Annotated in this window: 14 protein-coding genes; 8 read left to right on the forward strand and 6 right to left on the reverse strand. The window is 54.6% G+C overall.

Annotated elements, in window-relative coordinates:
- The first annotated feature begins 2 nt into the window (after positions 1 to 2).
- The 7 genes from hisD (at position 3) to hisIE (ending at position 6,550) form a co-directional block, all read left to right on the forward strand.
- Complete coding sequence (gene hisD / locus ON072_RS13005) at positions 3 to 1,391, forward strand: histidinol dehydrogenase (RefSeq protein ID WP_261752608.1); 1,389 nt, start codon at positions 3 to 5, stop codon at positions 1,389 to 1,391.
- Positions 1,392 to 1,396: 5 nt separating this feature from the next.
- Positions 1,397 to 2,500, forward strand: a complete 1,104-nt coding sequence (gene hisC / locus ON072_RS13010; protein ID WP_261752609.1) for a histidinol-phosphate transaminase — start codon at positions 1,397 to 1,399, stop codon at positions 2,498 to 2,500.
- A 43-nt stretch (positions 2,501 to 2,543) separates the two neighbouring features.
- Positions 2,544 to 3,611: a bifunctional histidinol-phosphatase/imidazoleglycerol-phosphate dehydratase HisB gene (hisB, locus tag ON072_RS13015; RefSeq protein ID WP_261752610.1), complete on the forward strand. Its 1,068-nt coding sequence runs from the start codon at positions 2,544 to 2,546 to the stop codon at positions 3,609 to 3,611.
- Positions 3,611 to 4,273, forward strand: coding sequence for an imidazole glycerol phosphate synthase subunit HisH (hisH, locus tag ON072_RS13020; protein ID WP_261752611.1), 663 nt, complete (start codon positions 3,611 to 3,613; stop codon positions 4,271 to 4,273). The genes hisB and hisH overlap by 1 nt, the downstream gene beginning before the upstream one ends.
- Positions 4,270 to 5,007, forward strand: coding sequence for a 1-(5-phosphoribosyl)-5-[(5-phosphoribosylamino)methylideneamino]imidazole-4-carboxamide isomerase (gene hisA / locus ON072_RS13025; RefSeq protein WP_144167616.1), 738 nt, complete (start codon positions 4,270 to 4,272; stop codon positions 5,005 to 5,007). Before hisH ends, hisA begins: the two co-directional genes overlap by 4 nt.
- Positions 4,989 to 5,762 (forward strand): imidazole glycerol phosphate synthase subunit HisF, encoded by a 774-nt coding sequence (gene hisF / locus ON072_RS13030; protein WP_107004905.1) that lies wholly within the window; start codon positions 4,989 to 4,991, stop codon positions 5,760 to 5,762. Before hisA ends, hisF begins: the two co-directional genes overlap by 19 nt.
- 137 nt (positions 5,763 to 5,899) lie before the next feature.
- Positions 5,900 to 6,550 carry a bifunctional phosphoribosyl-AMP cyclohydrolase/phosphoribosyl-ATP diphosphatase HisIE gene (gene hisIE, locus ON072_RS13035; RefSeq protein WP_025887726.1) on the forward strand — a complete coding sequence of 217 codons (651 nt, stop codon included), beginning with the start codon at positions 5,900 to 5,902 and terminating at the stop codon, positions 6,548 to 6,550.
- Positions 6,551 to 6,747: 197 nt separating this feature from the next.
- Here hisIE and ON072_RS13040 read toward each other — a convergent pair whose 3' ends face one another.
- The gene (locus ON072_RS13040; protein WP_208159875.1) at positions 6,748 to 7,494 is read right to left on the reverse strand and encodes a DsbA family protein; all 747 of its coding nucleotides are present in this window, start codon (positions 7,492 to 7,494) and stop codon (positions 6,748 to 6,750) included.
- Positions 7,488 to 8,351, reverse strand: a complete 864-nt coding sequence (locus ON072_RS13045) for an MBL fold metallo-hydrolase (RefSeq protein WP_208159876.1) — start codon at positions 8,349 to 8,351, stop codon at positions 7,488 to 7,490. The genes ON072_RS13040 and ON072_RS13045 overlap by 7 nt, the downstream gene beginning before the upstream one ends.
- A gap of 109 nt (positions 8,352 to 8,460) precedes the next feature.
- Here ON072_RS13045 and ON072_RS13050 point away from each other — a divergent pair, with 109 nt between their 5' ends.
- Positions 8,461 to 9,342: a LysR family transcriptional regulator gene (locus tag ON072_RS13050; protein ID WP_025887725.1), complete on the forward strand. Its 882-nt coding sequence runs from the start codon at positions 8,461 to 8,463 to the stop codon at positions 9,340 to 9,342.
- A 54-nt stretch (positions 9,343 to 9,396) separates the two neighbouring features.
- On the opposite strand, the gene ON072_RS13055 is transcribed toward ON072_RS13050, so the two are convergent.
- From ON072_RS13055 to ON072_RS13070, 4 genes are all read right to left on the reverse strand, one after another.
- A complete protein-coding gene (locus ON072_RS13055) occupies positions 9,397 to 9,930 on the reverse strand; it encodes a cell division protein ZapC (RefSeq protein ID WP_025011151.1) in 534 nt (177 codons plus the stop codon).
- A gap of 184 nt (positions 9,931 to 10,114) precedes the next feature.
- A complete protein-coding gene (gene pyrD / locus ON072_RS13060; RefSeq protein WP_144220619.1) occupies positions 10,115 to 11,134 on the reverse strand; it encodes a quinone-dependent dihydroorotate dehydrogenase in 1,020 nt (339 codons plus the stop codon).
- Between the two features lie 61 nt (positions 11,135 to 11,195).
- Positions 11,196 to 16,043: an NAD-glutamate dehydrogenase gene (locus ON072_RS13065; protein WP_071237462.1), complete on the reverse strand. Its 4,848-nt coding sequence runs from the start codon at positions 16,041 to 16,043 to the stop codon at positions 11,196 to 11,198.
- A gap of 265 nt (positions 16,044 to 16,308) precedes the next feature.
- Positions 16,309 to 18,618: an efflux RND transporter permease subunit gene (locus tag ON072_RS13070; protein WP_062793773.1), complete on the reverse strand. Its 2,310-nt coding sequence runs from the start codon at positions 18,616 to 18,618 to the stop codon at positions 16,309 to 16,311.
- Positions 18,619 to 18,623: the final 5 nt, after the last annotated feature.

Genomic DNA, 18,623 nt, shown 5'->3' on the forward strand with positions numbered 1-18,623 from the left:
GCATGCAGTATCTGGTATGGGACAAACTGAGCGAAAGCGAGCAGGCCGCCGCGCTCCAGCGCTCCTCCTTGGTAAGCAGCAAAGTGCTCGAGCAGAGCGTCGGCGAGATCATTGAGGCCGTCGCCGCCAAGGGGGACCAAGCCCTCAGGGAGTACAGCGAGCGCTTTGATAATATCCCCCTTGAGAATATCGCCCTCAGTCAGGCGCAAATAAAGGCCGCTGCCCAGGACGTTAGCCCTGAGCTCAAAGACGCCATCAAGACCGCCATGGCCAACATAGATGTGTTCCACAGCGCGCAGCAACCCCAGGCTTTGGATATCAATACCCAGGCCGGAGTGCGCTGTGAGCTCCGAAGTGAGCCCATAGACAGCGTCGGCCTCTACATACCGGGCGGCAGCGCGCCGCTGATCTCCACTGTGTTGATGCTGGCGCTGCCGGCCCGAATCGCAGGTTGTCGCCGCCGGGTCTTGATAAGCCCGGCTCCGATAGACAGCGCCATCATCTACGCCGCCAGCGAATGCGGCATCGAAGAGATTTACCAATCCGGTGGCGCCCAGGCCATTGCCGCGCTGGCATTGGGCACGGAAACCATAGCACCGGTGGACAAGATATTTGGCCCCGGCAACCGTTACGTCACCGAAGCCAAGCGCCAGTTGTCCCAGGATCCCAGGGCGCGGGTCAGTATCGACATGCCGGCGGGGCCATCCGAAGTGCTGGTCATCGCCGATGAGACTGCGAGTCCAGCCTTTGTGGCGGCCGATCTCCTGTCACAGGCCGAGCACGGTCCCGACTCTCAGGTGATATTGCTCTCTAGCTGTGAATCGCTGGCAAAAGCCGTCATCCAAGAGCTGGACAAGCAGCTTGCGTCCCTGCCCCGCGCCGATATTGCCCGCCAGGCATTGGCCGAAAGCCGTATTTTACTGCTCGATTCACTGGATAAAGCCGCAGCCGTTTCCAACCGCTATGGCCCCGAGCACCTGATCATCCAGACCCGCAGCCCAAGAGCGCTGCTGGCACAAATTCGCGCTGCCGGCTCTGTGTTTCTCGGCCCTTATACCCCGGAATCTGTGGGTGATTACGCCAGCGGCACCAACCATGTGCTGCCCACTTACGGCTACAGCCGCTCGGTATCCAGCCTGTCACTGGCAGATTTCTGCCGCCGCTTTACCGTGCAGGAGCTGAGCGCCGAAGGTCTGTGCGCCTTGGGGCCCTCGGTAATGACCCTGGCCCAGGCAGAGCAACTTGACGCTCACAGCAATGCCGTTGCCCTGCGTCTGGCCTCTCTTGGGGTATCCGGAGCAGAAGCTTCAACCGAGAGTGTTTCATCCCCAAGTGCTTTATCCGAGAGTGTTTCATCATCGCGCGCGCCGTCCGCGAGTATGGAGGAATAAAAGCCATGCCTGCAGCCATCAATACCCCCACAGAGGATCCAAAGAACAGCACTGCAGCCGTTACCCGCCAAAGCCGCGAGCTGGCCGCCGCTCTGGCCCGCCCCGAGCTTTTGGCGCTCGAGCCCTATCAAAGCGCCAGGCGCCTTGGCGGCCAAGGGGAAGTCTGGATCAACGCCAACGAATCCCCCTTCAACCACACGGATATCGACCGGGTCAATCGCTACCCCGAGTGCCAGCCGCCAGAGGTGATAGCCGCCTATGCCGCCTATGCCGGAGTCTCAGATTTGCAGCTCATCTGCAGCCGCGGCGCCGATGAAGCGATAGAGTTGCTGATCCGCACCTTTTGCACCCCGGGGGCAGACAGTATCGCTCTCTTTGGCCCCACCTACGGCATGTACGCCATCAGCGCCGCGACCTTCAATGTCGAGGTCAAGGCGCTGTCGTTGGATGATAACTTTCAGTTGCCCAAAGCGTTAACCCAGGCTCAAGGCGCCAAACTGCTGTTTATCTGCAACCCCAACAACCCCACTGGCACCTGGGTAAGCCGGGATGAAATTCTGCGGGTGCTCGAGGCCATGCCAGACACGCTAGTGGTAGTGGATGAAGCCTATATTGAATTCAGTCCCGAGCTGAGCGCCGCCTCTTTGCTCAAGGAGTATCCCAACCTGGTCGTGCTGCGCACCCTCTCCAAGGCGTTTGCCCTGGCCGGAGCCCGCTGCGGCTTTATGCTGGCCAATGAAGGCATTATCGAGATGGTAAAACAGGTGCTGGCCCCCTACCCGGTACCTGTTCCTGTGGCACGCTTGGCGGCTGCGGCATTAAGCCCTGAGGGCATAGCCAGAATGCAGGCCGATGTGGCGCTGCTCAAGACCCAGGGGCAAAGAGTGACTGCGGCGCTGGAAAGACTCGGTGCCCGGGTACTGCCAAGTGGCGGTAACTATCTGCTGGCGTATTTCGCCGATGCCCCCAAGATGCGTGAGCAGTTGCAGCGTTTTGGCATAGTCGCCCGCAGCTACCGGGATCCGCGTCTTGTAGACGCCATACGTTTCAGTTTCAGCGATGACTCAGATACCGAGCGGCTGCTCGCCGCCCTGAGCCAGGTGCAATAACGATAATAATCAGCCCGGCAGCGGCCGGCACAAGGAAACATCAATGAGCCAGAAAATACTCTTTATCGATCGCGACGGCACCCTTATTGAAGAGCCGCAAACCGACAAACAGGTGGACAGATTGGATAAGCTGGTGTTTGAACCCGGCGTTATTCCGGCGCTGCTCAAACTGCAAAGCGCCGGTTACCGCTTGGTGATGGTCTCCAATCAGGATGGCCTGGGCACCCCCTCCTTCCCGAAAGAAGACTTCGATGCGCCCCACAATCTGATGATGCAGATTTTTTCAAGCCAGGGGGTCAACTTCAGCGAGGTGTTGATTTGCCCTCACTTCAACGATGAAAACTGCAGTTGCCGCAAACCCAAACTCGGGTTGGTAAAAGAGTTTCTGACCCAGGGCCTGGTGGATTTCACCCGCTCGGCAGTTATTGGTGATCGGGAAACCGATATTGCTCTGGCCGAGGCCATGGGCTTGAGCGGCTATCGCTATGACAGGGAAAAGCTCAACTGGGGCGATATCTGTGATGCGCTCTTGAGCCGGGGTCGCCAGGCAACTGTGATACGCACCACCAAAGAGACCGACATTCGGGTCGAGGTGGATCTCGACCGCGTCGGCAGCAGTGAAATAGATACCGGCATAGGCTTTTTCGATCACATGCTGGATCAAATTGCCACCCACGGCAATTTCAAACTGGCAGTCAAGGTTGACGGCGATCTGGAGATAGACGATCACCACAGTGTGGAAGATACCGCGCTGGCGCTGGGCGATGCTTTGCGTCAGGCGCTGGGTGATAAACGCGGTATTGCCCGTTTCGGCTTTTCCCTGCCCATGGATGAAGCCCGCGGCGACTGCCTGCTGGATCTCTCCGGTCGTCCCTTCCTCAAGTTCAACGCCGTATTTGAGCGGGAAAAAGTCGGGGAGCTGGCCACAGAGATGGTAGCGCACTTCTTTCGCTCCTTTGCCGACGGCCTGCGCTGCACTCTGCACCTTGGCTGCGAGGGCGATAACGACCACCACAAGGTAGAGGCGCTGTTCAAGGTACTGGGGCGCACTCTGCGTCAGGCCATCAAGGTTGAAGGCGATGCCTTGCCTTCCAGTAAGGGAGTGTTGTAATGACCCAAGCCGTCGCCAAGACAGTGATAATTGATACCGGCTGCGCCAACTTGAGCTCGGTGAAATACGCCTTCGAGCGCCTCGGCGCCGACGTCTGTATCAGTGATGATGCCGAGGCTATCCGCAGCGCCGAAAGAGTGGTACTTCCCGGCGTGGGCACAGCCAGAGCCGCCATGGCGGCGCTCACTGAAAAGCAGTTAATTCCTGTTATCAAGGCGCTGAAACAGCCGGTGCTGGGAGTGTGTCTCGGTATGCAGCTCATGTGTGACAGCTCGCAGGAAAGTGGCGAGGATGCCGATGAATGCCTGTGTCTTGGGCTGATCCCGGGCACTATACGCCAGCTCGACTGCAAGGGGTTGCCCAGTCCACATATGGGCTGGGATCAACTGAGCCCCGTACTTGATGCCAACGGCCAGGCACACCCGCTGTTTACCGGTATCGATGAAGGCAGCTACTGCTATTTCGTCCATTCCTTTTGCGCCGCGCCTTCGGCGGCCACCATAGCCGAATGCTGTTACGGCGAGCGTTTCAGCGCCGCCATTGCCAAAGACAACTTTATGGGAGTGCAGTTTCACCCGGAAAAGAGCGCCGCTATCGGCAGCCTTATCCTGGCTAACTTTCTCACTCTGACCCAGGATGATTTTAACGGAGCTGCAGCATGATTATACCGGCAATCGATCTTATAGAAGGTCAGGTAGTGCGCCTGTTTCAGGGCGATTACCAACAGGAGACCCGCTTCAACCTGCAACCTGAGGCTCAACTGCTCGCTTATCAAGCCCAGGGCGCTTCACTCTTGCACCTGGTGGACTTGACCGGCGCCAAAGACCCTGAGCGCTGCCAGAGCAGCCTGATAGCGTCACTCGCGGCCGCCCTGGATACACCACTGCAAGTGGGCGGCGGCGTGCGCAGTCAGCGTCAGCTCGATGAACTGTTCAAGGCCGGGGTTTCCCGGGTAGTGATAGGTTCATTGGCGGTGCGTGAACCCAAACTGGTTGGCGCCTGGCTCGAGCAATACGGCCCGGATGCCATCTGTCTGGCGCTGGATGTCAATATCAATGCCGCGGGCGAGAAAATAGTGGCGGTTCACGGCTGGCAGAGTGGCGGTGGCAAAACCCTGGAATCTCTGGTGGCCCTGTTTGCCCCTTTGGGCCTTAAACATGCCCTGGTCACCGACATCAGTCGTGATGGCACCATGACGGGCGCCAACACAGCCCTGTACCGCGAGTTGGCGCAGACCTTTCCCGATATCGCCTGGCAGGCCTCCGGCGGTATCGCCAGTCTGGATGATGTGGCCGCGGTCAGGGATTCCGGCGCCAGCGGCCTGATTATCGGCAAGGCCTTGCTCACCGGTGAATTCAGCGTAGAGGAGGCGATCGCATGCTGGCAAAACGTATAGTCCCTTGTCTCGATGTACGGGACGGTAAGGTGGTCAAAGGCGTGCAGTTTCGTAACCACGAAACCATAGGTGACATCGTGCCGCTGGCGGCCAGATATGCTACCGAAGGCGCCGATGAACTGGTGTTCTATGATATCACCGCCAGCGCCCACTCGCGGGTGGTGGATAAGTCCTGGGTCAGCCGGGTGGCGCAGCAGATAGACATACCCTTCTGCGTGGCCGGTGGCATCAAGACCCTGGCCCAGGCACGCGAGCTGCTGGCATTCGGTGCCGACAAGATCTCCATCAATTCACCGGCACTGTCGGATCCCAGCCTTATTCGCAGGCTGCAGGATGAATTCGGCCGCCAGTGCATAGTGGTGGGTATAGACTCTTTCTTCGATGCCAATGACAACAGCTATAAGGTGAAACAGTTTACCGGCGATGAAGCGGCGACCCGCGACACTCAATGGCACACCTTGGATTGGGTCGAAGAGGTGCAGCGCCAGGGCTGCGGCGAAATCGTCCTCAATGTGATGAACCAGGATGGGGTGCGACAGGGTTATGATATCGAGCAGCTCGCCAAAGTGAGAGCCGTCTGTGATGTGCCGCTTATCGCCTCCGGCGGTGCCGGCACCATGGCGCACTTTCTCGAGGTCTTCGCCAAGGCCAAGGTCGATGCCGCTTTGGCCGCCAGCGTATTTCACAAGGGGATCATAGAGATCCAGGCGCTGAAAGCATTTCTCAAGCAAAGTGGCGTCGCCATTCGCAGCTAAGGAAGGCTTCTTGCAAAGAACTAGGACCATTTGCTACGAACCACGCCTTGCATCCAAGCCCGTAAGCCGGCGCAGAGCACACATGGGACTTGTTCGCACCTTCCTTAATGCCCCACAACCCAATACAGGTATTTGATATGACAACCGAGACAAACAATGCCGACTGGCTCAAACAGTTGGACTGGGATAAACAACAGGGATTACTGCCGGCCGTAGTACAGGACTTTCACAGTGGCAAGGTATTGATGCTGGGTTATATGAACCGCGAAGCCCTGGATGTCACCCTGAGCAAAGGCCTGGTGACCTTTTACAGCCGCAGCAAACAGCGGCTGTGGACCAAGGGCGAGAGCTCAGGCAATCTGCTGCAATTGGTCAGCATAGGAGTGGACTGTGACAACGACAGCCTGCTGCTGCAGGCCAACCCCATAGGTCCCACCTGCCACAAGGGGACTGACAGCTGCTGGGATAATCCGGCCTGCGGCGAAGTGCACCCCTTTATCAATCGCCTGCAAAGCCTTATCGCCTCCCGAAAGGAAGAAGACCCCAACGAGAGCTACACAGCTTCGCTGTTTCAGCGTGGTACCAAGCGCATTGCCCAGAAGGTGGGCGAAGAGGGATTGGAAACCGCGCTGGCGGCGGCCACTCATGATCGCGAAGAGTTGGTGAATGAAGCCTCGGATCTCCTCTATCACCTCTTGGTACTGCTGGAAGATCAGCAACTGTCCCTCGATGATATCCATGCCAACCTGGCCAAACGCCACACCCAGGCCAAAGCGGCACAGGATTAAAGCAAAGCCAACATAAGGCAGTGGCACAGTACCAACGAACAAAGGCAAAAAGAGAAGAGGATGAATGCAGCTAATAGGTATTCATCCCCTTCTGCTGTCAGCTTTTATCGCAATCTTACACTGCTTCTACTCAAGCCAAGACTAAGATTGCAGCCCCTTTCAACGCCTTTAAGCCCTCTCTAATCCATGCGGAAAGCTTAATCGCAGCCGCCTCCCAGGATACAAGCCGCCGGAGCGCTTGGCGCGGCTTTCGGATTATCTCTCTTGGCGTCAATCCCAGAGAGCTGTTTGGCAAAACTTGAGTCAAACCAACCCAGCATTGCCTCTGTCTGGCCGTAGAAGCGGTTCAAAGGCACAGGGTGCCACTCACCGATTTCGCTTTCCAGAACCAGCGACGGAAAGCCTGCCAATCCAAGCTTTGCCATCATGGCCCGGCTCTGGGCGATATGGCTCGCCAGCGGCGATATCTGCCCGGCTGAGTTTACTTCCATAACCGCCGTCAGATCGCTAGCCAATTTCTCGCGCCCCAGTGCCTGGAGACTCGGCAGCTCCTTCAGCAGTTGCAGTAACACTTCAGGCTCGGCAAGCCTTAAACCCTGAACATAATGACCACGCTGCAATATCTCCAGCAGCGCCAATCCCTGCCCCGCCACCTTTTCGGCCAGCAGGATGGCGGCAATGGCCGGTCCCGAGTCCAACACGGCGTCAGGACATTGAAGCAAACCCTGAGTGTAATCGTCGCCAAAGGGCTGCCCGGTCAGCTTGGCAATTTTGCTGTCGTGGCTGAGGATATGTTGCCTGAGCCCCGGCGTTATTCTTGTTGCCTCCATCAGGCCGCCGGCATGCAATAATATCGGGAGTCTGGCACTCAAGGCATGAATGAGGGGCGCCGCACCATGGCACCAGCCGCACAAGGGGTCAAAAAAGTAGTGCAGCCTCACCATTTCATCTCGCCCTTGCTGACCTTGGCACCTATCTCCAATGCCATTGCAAGCCCGGCATTCGGGTACAGACGCTGCATGGTGTCAATAAGCTCAGCGCTGGTTTGCGTGTCGGCTTCGGCTTGTTCGAAATCCTGCAGGTACTTGAGTGTCGCGGCAATATTGTCCTGCTCGAGAAAAGATTCAGACAACATGTGCCCGGGGATCACCTTGGCAGGTTTAAGCGCCTCCATTTCCGCAAGCTGCGCCTTCCAGGCCGCTCGCTCACTCTGGCTCTGACTATCAGCCATCCACAGGTGCAAGCCTCCGGAGACGGCCACATTGCCGAGAATGGTTTTACTCGAAGGTACCCAGAGGTATGGCCTGTCAGCCAGCATTCCCTGGTCACCTTTTATCTCAATCGCCTTGCCTTCAAGCATTAATTGACGGCCTTTAAATATCTCTGGCAGCTGCGCCTTGAGGGGGGCATTGCTACCCATTCTGGGGATCCAAAAGCTCAGCTTGTCTTCCAGCTTGGCCGAAATTTGTGCATGCACTGCCGGGGTCGTCAGGTATTTTGCTTTAGGGAAAAACTGCTTGAGTGTGGCAACCCCGAAGTAATAGTCAGGATCCGCCTGGCTGACGAATACAGTGGTCAACTGCTTGCCACTGTCCAGAACCTCGGCGGCCAGTCGCAAGGCATCGGCGCGGGTGAAGCCTGTGTCGACCAAAATGGCTTCCTTGTCACCGCTTATCAGGGTGGCATTGACATGAAAGCTGTTACCGTCGGCGTTATAGACTTTGAAGTCGAGGGCGTCCGATTCGGCGTGTAAAGAAAATGGCAACACTAAACTGGCAGCCAATATGAGTGATTTAAGCATGGTTTTACTCCGGTGAATTTCAACGTTGGCCAGTTTATGATTTCAATTAATGCAGATATACGGCTAAAATTGCGCAATATTGTTGCATAATCCGGACAAGTAATCGCAGATGGACAGATTAACCGCCGCCGAAGTCTTTGTGGATCTGGCCGCCAGTGGCAGCTTTACCGCTACCGCCGAGCGGCTTGAGATGTCGCGCGCCATGGTAACCCGCCATATCAAGGCGCTTGAGGATTGGTTGGGCGCCAGATTACTCAATCGCACCACCCGCAGTGTAACCCTTACAGATGCCGGGAATCAGTGCCTGACATATTGTCGCCAGTTACTCTCGACCCGTGAGGCACTGGAAATCAGCCTAAGCGAGAGACGCAGACAATTGACCGGCAAACTGAGAATAAGCAGTAGCATGTCGTTCGCACACGCACGACTGGCAGCGAGCCTCGCGCAATTCATCAGGCTTAATCCCGGGGTGGAAATCGAGTTGGATGTGAGCGATCGCGCTGTGGATCTGGTGGCGGAAAGGGTCGATCTGGTGATCCGTATTGCTTCAAGCCCGGATCCCTTGTTGATTGGCAAGCCGCTTATCAAGGTGAATTCGCAGCTGGTGGCTTCTCCTGAATACCTCAAACAGTATTCGGCGCCGCAGCACCCCAGGGATCTTCGCCAACACCTGTGCCTTGGCTACCGCCATTTCAATCGCAATCTTTGGCATCTTTCCAAGGGAGAGCAGAACGAATCTGTGGCGGTCAACTGCCAACTGGTGGCCAATGAAGCGACAGTGTTACTCAGGGCGGCTCAGGCCGGCAGCGGTATCGCCCAACTGCCCGATTATCTGCTGGCTGAGGCACTCAAAGATGGCAGCTTGCAACGCTTGCTGCCGGATTGGACACCGAGAGTCATGACGGCCTACGCTCTCTATAGCTCAAGAGAGCATATGCCGGTGGCACTCAGGGCCTTGATTGACCACTTGAGTCAAGCATTCTCAGGCTGAAGACAAACCAAAAACGGGGCCATAGGCCCCGTTCATACTCGCTGACAACCTTTGTCAGGCAGCAACTATCTGCTGCTGTGCCCTGAGCGGATGCAGACGATCGTGCATCACCTTGATGGTTTCAAAGCGGGTCAGGGTTTTGACATCGCTGAGTCGACATTCGTTGGCCAACATCATTACCAAAGAAGCCTGCAGCCCGGTCTCAACCACCATCACCAGCACACGCTCTCCACGACATTTGAGATCAAACATCTTTCCCGGCTCACTGTAAACACAGACAGCACTGGTATCGAAGAACCATGACTTGGGCATCTGCGGTTTTTGCATAAAGTGAGCAGCGGTAGCATTCAATGCCAGTTGAACCACTTGTGCATCCGTCAATGACAGTGATTTGGTTAGACGATCAAGCAGGTCAATATAGAACTTGGCGTGCTCGACGCTAAATTCTGCTTCTTTCATTGCATCCGGTATCAAAGTCTTGGCTTTATAAGGAGTCAGAAATTCCATTTCCGAACCTAACGATACGCTAAGGACACCATACGAATCGTTATATCTCCATTGCCAATCTCTGTTTGGCATTAATAACATAACGCAATCCAATAAGACCTGTGATTTATTACAAACGGAATAATAGATGATATTTTACCCAATATCAAAAAAAGTTTTAGATATTAGATTGAGATAACAATATCTTAGACAGATCCTTTAGATCAAAAAACGATCGATTCAAATAAAAAGGATCGCAATTGCGATCCCTTTGAGTGTTTTTAACTTATTTGGATCTATAGGCGTCAACAATATCTTTAATTAATTTTGGCCCTTGATAGATAAAGCCGGAATAGATCTGCACCATGCTTGCTCCTGCATCCAATTTATCCAGAGCATCCTCGGCGCTATTAATACCGCCTACCCCCAGGATCGGGATCTCACCTTTCAAACACTGCGCCAGATATTTGATCACCTTGGTCGACAACTTGTTCAGCGGCTTACCGCTGAGGCCACCTGTCTCGTTGGAGTTGGCCAGGCCACTGACCCCATCACGGGTCAAAGTGGTATTGGTCGCTATGGCACCATCAAACTTATGTTTCAATAATGACTCGGCGATCTTTTCGATCTCTTCTTCGGTTAGATCCGGCGCTATTTTTAATGCTATGGGTACATACTTGCCATGCTTTTCTGCCAGTTCTGTTTGTTTGTTTTTTAAGCTCGCCAGCAAGTCGTCCAATAATTCGCCATATTGCATGGCACGCAGGCCGGGTGTATTGGGAGAAGAAATATTAACCGCGATGTAATCGGCATAGGCATAAACCTTGTCCATACAGATCAGATAATCATCTTTCCCCTGCTCTACCGGTGTATCTTTATTTTTACCTATATTGACACCGACCATGGCATTGGATTTTTTAGCCTTGAGATTAGCCACCAGATTATCCACGCCGAGATTATTAAAGCCCATGCGATTGATAATTGCCTTGGCCGGCTTAATCCGGAAAAGCCGAGGTTTATCGTTACCGGGTTGCGGTCTTGGGGTCACAGTTCCCACTTCAATATGACCAAATCCCATGGCATGAAAGGCATCGATACATTCACCGTCTTTATCCATACCGGCGGCCAAACCGACGGGATTAGGGAATGTCAGCCCCATGAATTCGACCGGGGCCGGGGCAAGATGCTGCGCATAAAAGCAGTTCAGCGGTGAGTTACCTGTGGTTCTGAGACTACTGATGGCAAAGTTGTGGGCGCGCTCAGGATCCATCTGAAACATGACTTTTTGTGCGAGTTTGTAAAACATGGTTTCTCCTAGACCTAAAAAAAGCCCCGGCGTTTGCCAGGGCTCTTATTGTTATAATAGCTTACTTCTGCCCTTCGCAGTGCAGGATCAGCAGATTCAGTTCACGTAGCGCTACTGAGAACTTCGCAAATTCATGGGTTTGCGATGTCTTGAAGTCAGCCAGCATGTGGAACCAGCGCTCCAGCAAACCCTGATTGAGTTCGACCCATTGTTCGATAATGGCATCGGACTCACAGCTGTCGGTACAGCTGCGCAGTACCGCCGATGTCAGTGCTCTTTGCTGCCAATCCAGCTCCTCACGGAAGGCTGCTCTGGCCAGTGCCTGCCAGTGGTTGGCCACCGGTTGACCACCGATCTGCTCCAGGAACCAGTGCAGATCGATTCTGGCGCCCAACTTGAAGTAAGTTTCTGCAACCAGTGAAACCGGCTTGGACTCCAGCTGAGCTATCTGGGCGATATCCAGTGCCGAGAACAGCGTACTCATGTTGGCAACCAGACTGGCCACCTCATGAGGCACGGCTTCTTTTTCCAGTGCGGCGATATCCTCTTCAATACCCGCCAGCTCATCGGCTACCAGATAAGAGCGGATATTGGCTTTCAGCTCGTCGAACACCGGCTTATAGAAGGCAACAACCTGCTCTATGCTCATGGCGCGGCTACGGTTACGCAGGAACCAGCGACAGGCACGGCGCATGTTACGGCGCAGCTGGTGCAGCATCTCGCCCTGAACAACCGCGGGCACTATGCCGTTCAAGTCAGTAATGGCTTTGGTTAAATCTGCCAAACCAAACACTTCACGAGCCATAGTGTAACAAATGGCGGCATCGGCAACTGAGGCGCCTGTCTCATCCTGCATACGCTGGACGAAATTGAGCCCCATATCGTTAACCAGTTCATTGGCCAGCGAGGTAGCAATGATCTCACCGCGCAGCGGATGCTGAGTCATCTTGTCGGCATACTTCTGCTGCAGCTTGCCAGGGAAGTAATCCACCAGCAGTTGGCTCAACCAGGCGTCATCTGTGATCACAGGTGTCAGCAGTTGCTCCTTGAGCACCATCTTGGCGTAAGCCACCAATACCGACAGCTCAGGACGGGTCAAACCACGGCCGCTGGCCAGACGCTCGGACAGCTCCTCTTCCGTAGGCAGGAATTCCAGTGCCCGGTCCAACTTACCTTCTTTTTCCAGGTAGTTGATAAAGCGGATCTGCTCTTTGAGCTGCTCGGCGCCGCGCACCTGAGTCACTGAGATGGTGCGGGTCTGATCTTTACAGTCCTGCAGCACTATCTGAGCGACTTCATCTGTCATCTCTTCCAGCAAGCGGTTACGCTGCTTGAGAGTCATCTCGCCTTCGGCCACCAGGGCGTTGAGCAGAATTTTGATGTTAACTTCGTTATCCGAACAGTCCACACCACCCACGTTATCGACAAAGTCGGTGTTGATACGGCCACCATTGGCAGCGTATTCGATACGGCCGAGCTGAGTACAACCCAGGTTACCGCCTTCACCTATGATCTTGGCCTTAAGCTCGCCACCGTTAACCCTCAAACCGTCGTTGGCGCGATCGCCGACTTCGGCATGGGTTTCACTGCTCGCTTTGACATAAGTACCGATACCGCCGTTCCAGATCAGGTCTACCGGCATTTTCAGCAGGCACTTGATCAGCTCAGTCGGCGTCATAGCATCCTTGTCGGTCGCCAGCATCTTCTTGATTTCCGGCGTCAAACTGATGGATTTTGCGCTACGGGCAAAGATACCACCGCCTTTGGAGATCAGCTCCTTGTTATAGTCTTCCCAGCTGGAGCGAGGCAGATTAAACAGACGCTGACGCTCGACAAAGCTGGTCGCTGAGTCCGGCGTTGGGTCAATAAAGATATGCATGTGGTTGAAAGCCGCCACCAGTTGGGTGTGCTCAGACAAGAGCATGCCGTTACCGAATACGTCACCGGCCATGTCACCTATACCCACACAGGTGAAATCTGTGGTCTGGCAATCGATACCTACTTCGCGGAAGTGACGTTTCACCGACTCCCAGGCGCCGCGGGCGGTGATGCCCATCTTCTTGTGGTCATAACCGTTGGAACCACCGGACGCGAAGGCATCACCCAGCCAGAAGCCATATTCGATGGCAATGGCGTTGGCGGTGTCAGAGAAGGTCGCCGTGCCCTTATCGGCGGCAACCACCAGGTAAGGGTCGTCTTCATCGTGACGCACCACATCCACAGGAGGAACTAGGTCACCGTTGACGATATTGTCTGTGATATCCAGCAGACCACGGATAAAGATCCGGTAGCATTCCTGACCTTCGGTGAAGAAAGCTTCACGGCCGCCTTCGGTCGGCAGTTGTTTACAAACAAAGCCACCCTTGGCACCTACGGGCACAATCACTGTGTTCTTAACCTGTTGCGCCTTCACCAGACCCAGCACTTCGGTACGGAAGTCCTCGCGGCGATCAGACCAGCGCAGACCACCACGGGCCACTTTACCACCACGCAGATGCACACCTTCAACCCTTGGGCTGTAGACGAAGATTTCAAACTTCGGCAGCGGCTTGGGCATTTCAGGGATCTGGTTGGGGGCAAACTTGAAGGAGATATAATCCTTCGGCTGGCCGGCGGCATCTTGCTGATAGAAGTTGGTTCTCAACGTGGCGTTGATAAGATCCAGATAGCGGCGAATGATACGGTCATCATCCAGGCTGGATACGTCATCGAGACGCAGATTGATCTGCTCAATAAACTTATCCAGCGTGCGGGTCTTCAGCTTGGGATTGAACTTACGAATAAACATCTTCACCAGCGAATCGGCAATCTGCGGATAACGGCTGAAGGTTTCTTCGATGTAAGCCTGACTGAAGGTCGCATCTATTTGGCGCATATACTTGGCATAAGCGCGCAGCACTGACACTTCGCGGCCGGAAAGCCCGGTAGCCAGCACCATACGGTTGAAGCCGTCGTCTTCCAGTTTTTTCTGCCAAACCTGAGCCAGCGCAGTCTGGAATCTGTCTTGGCTGTCTGCCAGGTTTTCAGTGGCGCCACCCTGTACTGTCATCAGGAAGTCGAGGATCCAGAAGGTTGCACCATCTGTGCTCTTCACTTCATAGGGACGCTCATTGATCACCCTGAGACCGAAGTTTTCCAGCATAGGCAGCACATCCGACAGATGGATAGGCTCATCCTTGTGGAACAGCTTCAAACGTACCTTGTTGCTGCCGGGCGCCGCTTCCTGTGGCTGATAGAACAACATGCCCAGCTTATGGTCATCGTCCAGCGCTTCCAGTTGCTGCAGATCCACCACTGCCGACGTAGGCAGCACATCGTCTTTGTAACTCTGCGGGAATGCGGTCAGATAACGCTTAAACAGGCGAGTACCCTGCTCTTCACCCAGTGAATTGTTGAGCGCGCTCTGAAGTTTATCTTCCCATGAGCGAGCGGCTTCAATCAGATTGTTTTCTATGGCAGCCACATCGAGTTCCAAATTATTGTTGTTGTCGACTTTAACTATGTAGTGGGTACGGGCCAAGCTCGACTCGGAGAAGTAAGTGGTAAACTCCACCTCTTCATTACTGTTAAAGGTTTGGGCGAAGATCCTTTGAGTATCTTCACGCAGACGGGTGTTGTATCTGTCTTTGGAGACATACACCAAACAGGACAGGAAGCGGCCGAAACCGTCTTTACGGACAAACAGCTTGAGTTTATCTCTATCCTGCATCTCCAACACGCCATGCGCCATGTGCGACAACTCTTCGACGCTTGCCTGAATAATCTCGTCCCTTGGCAGGTTTTCCAGAATATTCATCAACGCTTTATAGTCGTGGGAGCGCGGTGCCAGTCCTGACTTGTCCATCACCCGCTGGACTTTCTCGGCCAGCAGGGGGATCTCTTTCGGGCTGCGGTTGTACAGATTGGAGGCATACAGGCCGATGAATCTGTCTTCACCGACGACATTACCGGCCTCATCGAAACGTTTGACGCCGATATAGTCGACATAGGCGGGTCTGTGAACCCGGCTCTTGGCACTGCTCTTGGTCAGGATCAGCAAACTGTTGTCCAGCGCTTCGCGGCGAGCCGATTCAGAGAAAGAAGACAGCATCAAACCGTGCTCTGGCTGCGCCTTGCCGGGTTTGTTCATCAAGCCCAGGCTGCTTGCCATATCCGGCACCAACTCAACGTCACCCTCGACTTTTCGCAGGTCGTAGCGACGATAACCCATCAGAGTAAAATGATGGTTGTTCAAATAGTTAAGGAAGCGAGTCGCTTCTTCAAGTTCGGCTTTCTCACCGGGGAATGGGCGCTTTGGCAGCTCTTCAGCCACTTCTGCCAGCTTGTCGGACATGGCGCGCCAGTCATTGACGGCGGCGGCGACATCACCGAGCACGGACTCTATCTCTTTTTCGAGTTGTTTTATGTCCTTGTCGCTGCTTTGGCGGTCGATTTCGATCAGGAATACCGCCACCTTGTCGCTGTCTTCCTTGCTGTCGTTAACAAAGCTGACCCGCTTGATGTCTGTGCCCTGGCGCTCAATGGCCAGTGGCGTATGCAACATCATATGAGCTGTGATCCCCAAACGGTTGAGGGCCATACCCACAGAATCCACCAGGAAGGGCATATCGGGCTGCACAACTTCTATGATGGAGTGGGTTGATTGCCAGCCATGCTTGGCCTGGCTTGGGTTAAATACCCTTAAGTGAGTTTCCCCACAAGGCGTGCTGTTCAGGGCATTCCAAAGACTCAGGACGGCACCGTAGAGATCGCTATCGTTACGGGCCAGGAGATCGTCCTTGGACATGTGAGCGTAGAGGCAGGTGGCGAACTGTTCCACCTGATTTGCTTGTGCTTTAGGGACTTTGGAGTGGATTAAACTGACTACCTTTTCAAGCAGTACTGAAGGCATTGCATCTTTCAAGGCCATTTTGCTGTTTCCTTAAGCGTCTATGGCAGCGCTTTTTTCATTATATGGATGCTTCGACGAATGACCCGGGCCTGAATTTTTTGTGACCGAGGTCATGCCGCGCAGTGTATTACTAAACACACCATAATTCGAGCAAAATTTTAGTGGTACATCCTGTACAAATCCAGCAATGACGGGATATTGAAGGGAGTGGTGAAGAAGTAATCGGAATAACAGACTAACTATGCAGCAAGGGCAGGAGAAACTTCTTCCCCTGCCCCCATCACTAACTGTGTTTGCGCCAGAAAAGTGCCGCCAGCGCAGGCAGGATAATTATGGCCCCCAGCATGTTGACCACAAACATGAAGGTAAGCAAAATTCCCATATCCATCTGGAACTTAAGTGCAGAGAAGAACCAGGTGCTCACCCCAATAGCCAAGGTCAGGCCAGTGAAGATGACCGCACTGCCCCGCTCCATCAAGGCTTCGAAATAGGCCTGCTGCACCGCCATACCATCGCGCAGTTTCACGGCCATGGTCGACAGGATATAGATGCCATAGTCCACCCCGATACCCACCCCGAGGGCAATAACCGGCAAGGTGCTCACCGTCAGGCCTATATCCAGCCAGGTCATCAGAGCCTGCGCCAGTGTCGATACCACATACAGAGGCAGAATCACTGCAACCGTGGCTTTCAGTGAGCGGAAGCTTATCAGGCAGAGGATAAACACCGCGCCATAGACATACAGCATCATAGGCAGCTGCGCCTCGGCCACGGCCTCGTTGGTTGCCGCCATCACCCCGACCGGGCCGGAAGCGAGTTTAAAGCTCAGCTTGTCGTCGTCCATTTCGGCGGCCAGCAGCTTCACCTTGTTCACCACCTGCTCTATGGTTTCCGCCTTATGATCCTTAAGAAACAGATAAACAGGCATCACAGAGCAATCGCCGTTCAGCAGGCCTGTGCTGGTAGGAATTTGTGACACCAACTGTGCCAGGCTCGCCGGGCTCCTGGGCAATACCTGCCACTTGGGGCTACCCTCGTTGAAACCGGCATTCACCTGGCGTGCCACCGAGGCGATACTGGCGGTAAACTCAACCCCTGGGGTGTTGCGCGCCAACCATTCGAACCTGTCAATCTTCTCCAGCGCCGAGTGATAGGTACAGGCCTCGGGATAGGCTTCCACTATCACACTCATCACGTCTGTGGTGATAGAGAAATGATCGGTAATAAAGAAGGTGTCCTGGTTATAGCGGGAGTCCTGATGCAGCGCCGGTGCTCCGCCCTGAAGATCGCCGATTTGCATCTTGCCGGCTTGCTGCAACCCGCCCAGATAAAGCAGTGCAGTGGCAGCTACCACCACCGCAGCATATTTTGGGGTAGCAAAACAGGTGAGCTTTTGCCAAAAGGCCGCTGTCTTGGCCTCGGTGCCAGCGTCCGCTTTCGCGGCCTTTATCTGGAAGAAGGAGATCACCAGAGGCAAGAGCACCAGGTTGGTCAGGATGATCACCGCCACCCCAAGCGATGCGGAAATAGCCAGCTCGCGAATAATGCCGATATCGATTGCCAGCAAGGTCATAAACCCTATGGTATCCGACAGCAAGGCGACCCCGCCCGGTACCAAGAGGCTACGAAACGCCGAAGCCGCCGCCACCTTGGTACTCTGACCATCGGCGACCCGCTTGCGGATGGCGTTGATCATCTGTACCCCGTGGCTGACACCTATGGCAAATACCAAAAACGGCACCAGAATCGACATGGGATCCAAGCCAAAGCCCACCACGGTCAAGAGACCAAGCTGCCAGACCACGGCTATCAAGCTGCACACCAAAGGCAGCAGGGTCAACACCATAGAGCGGGAGAAGAGATACACCATCAGGGCCGTGACCAAAATGGCTATCAGGAAAAACAGCAGTACCCCTTTGGCCCCGTCTGCCACATCACCGGCCATCTTGGCAAAGCCTATGATGTGAATCTTGATGCCGTCTTTTTCAAACTGGCCTCTGAGCTGCTCTTCCAGTTGGGCAGCAAACGCCAAAGTGTCCAATGGCTCGCCGGTTTGCGGATCAAAGTCCATCAGCTGCGCCGTCACCATGGCAGCGCTGTAGTCCTCTGCCACCAGACGGCCGACTATGCCGGCCTTTTCGATATTGCCTCTGACCCGCTCAAGCCCGGCTTCTGTCGTGCTGAAATCCGCCGGGATCACCGGCCCTCCGGCAAACCCGTCTTCCACCACTTCGGTAAAACGTGTCGACGGCGAAAACAGGGATTTCACCTGAGAGCGCTCTACCCCGGGAATAAAGAACAGTTGATCATGCACATTCTTCAGGGTGTCGAAAAACGCCGGATTGAAAATATTACCGCTGCTGTCTTCTACCGCCACCATGATGGAGTTGGCGCCGCCAAACTGCTTCTGGTGTTTGAGGTAGGTCTGCATATAGGGGTGATGCAGCGGAATGTTTTTAACAAATGCCGCATCCATTTTCAGCTGACTGGCCTGAAAGCCCAGAAATACCGTGGTCAGCGCAAACAGCAGTATCACTCCGATACGATTGCGAAAGAGAAAACTCTCAATCCCATTGACCAGTCTGTCTAACATAATAA

The organism is Shewanella sp. K8 (genome assembly GCF_028823715.1).
Lineage (GTDB): Bacteria > Pseudomonadota > Gammaproteobacteria > Enterobacterales > Shewanellaceae > Shewanella > Shewanella algae.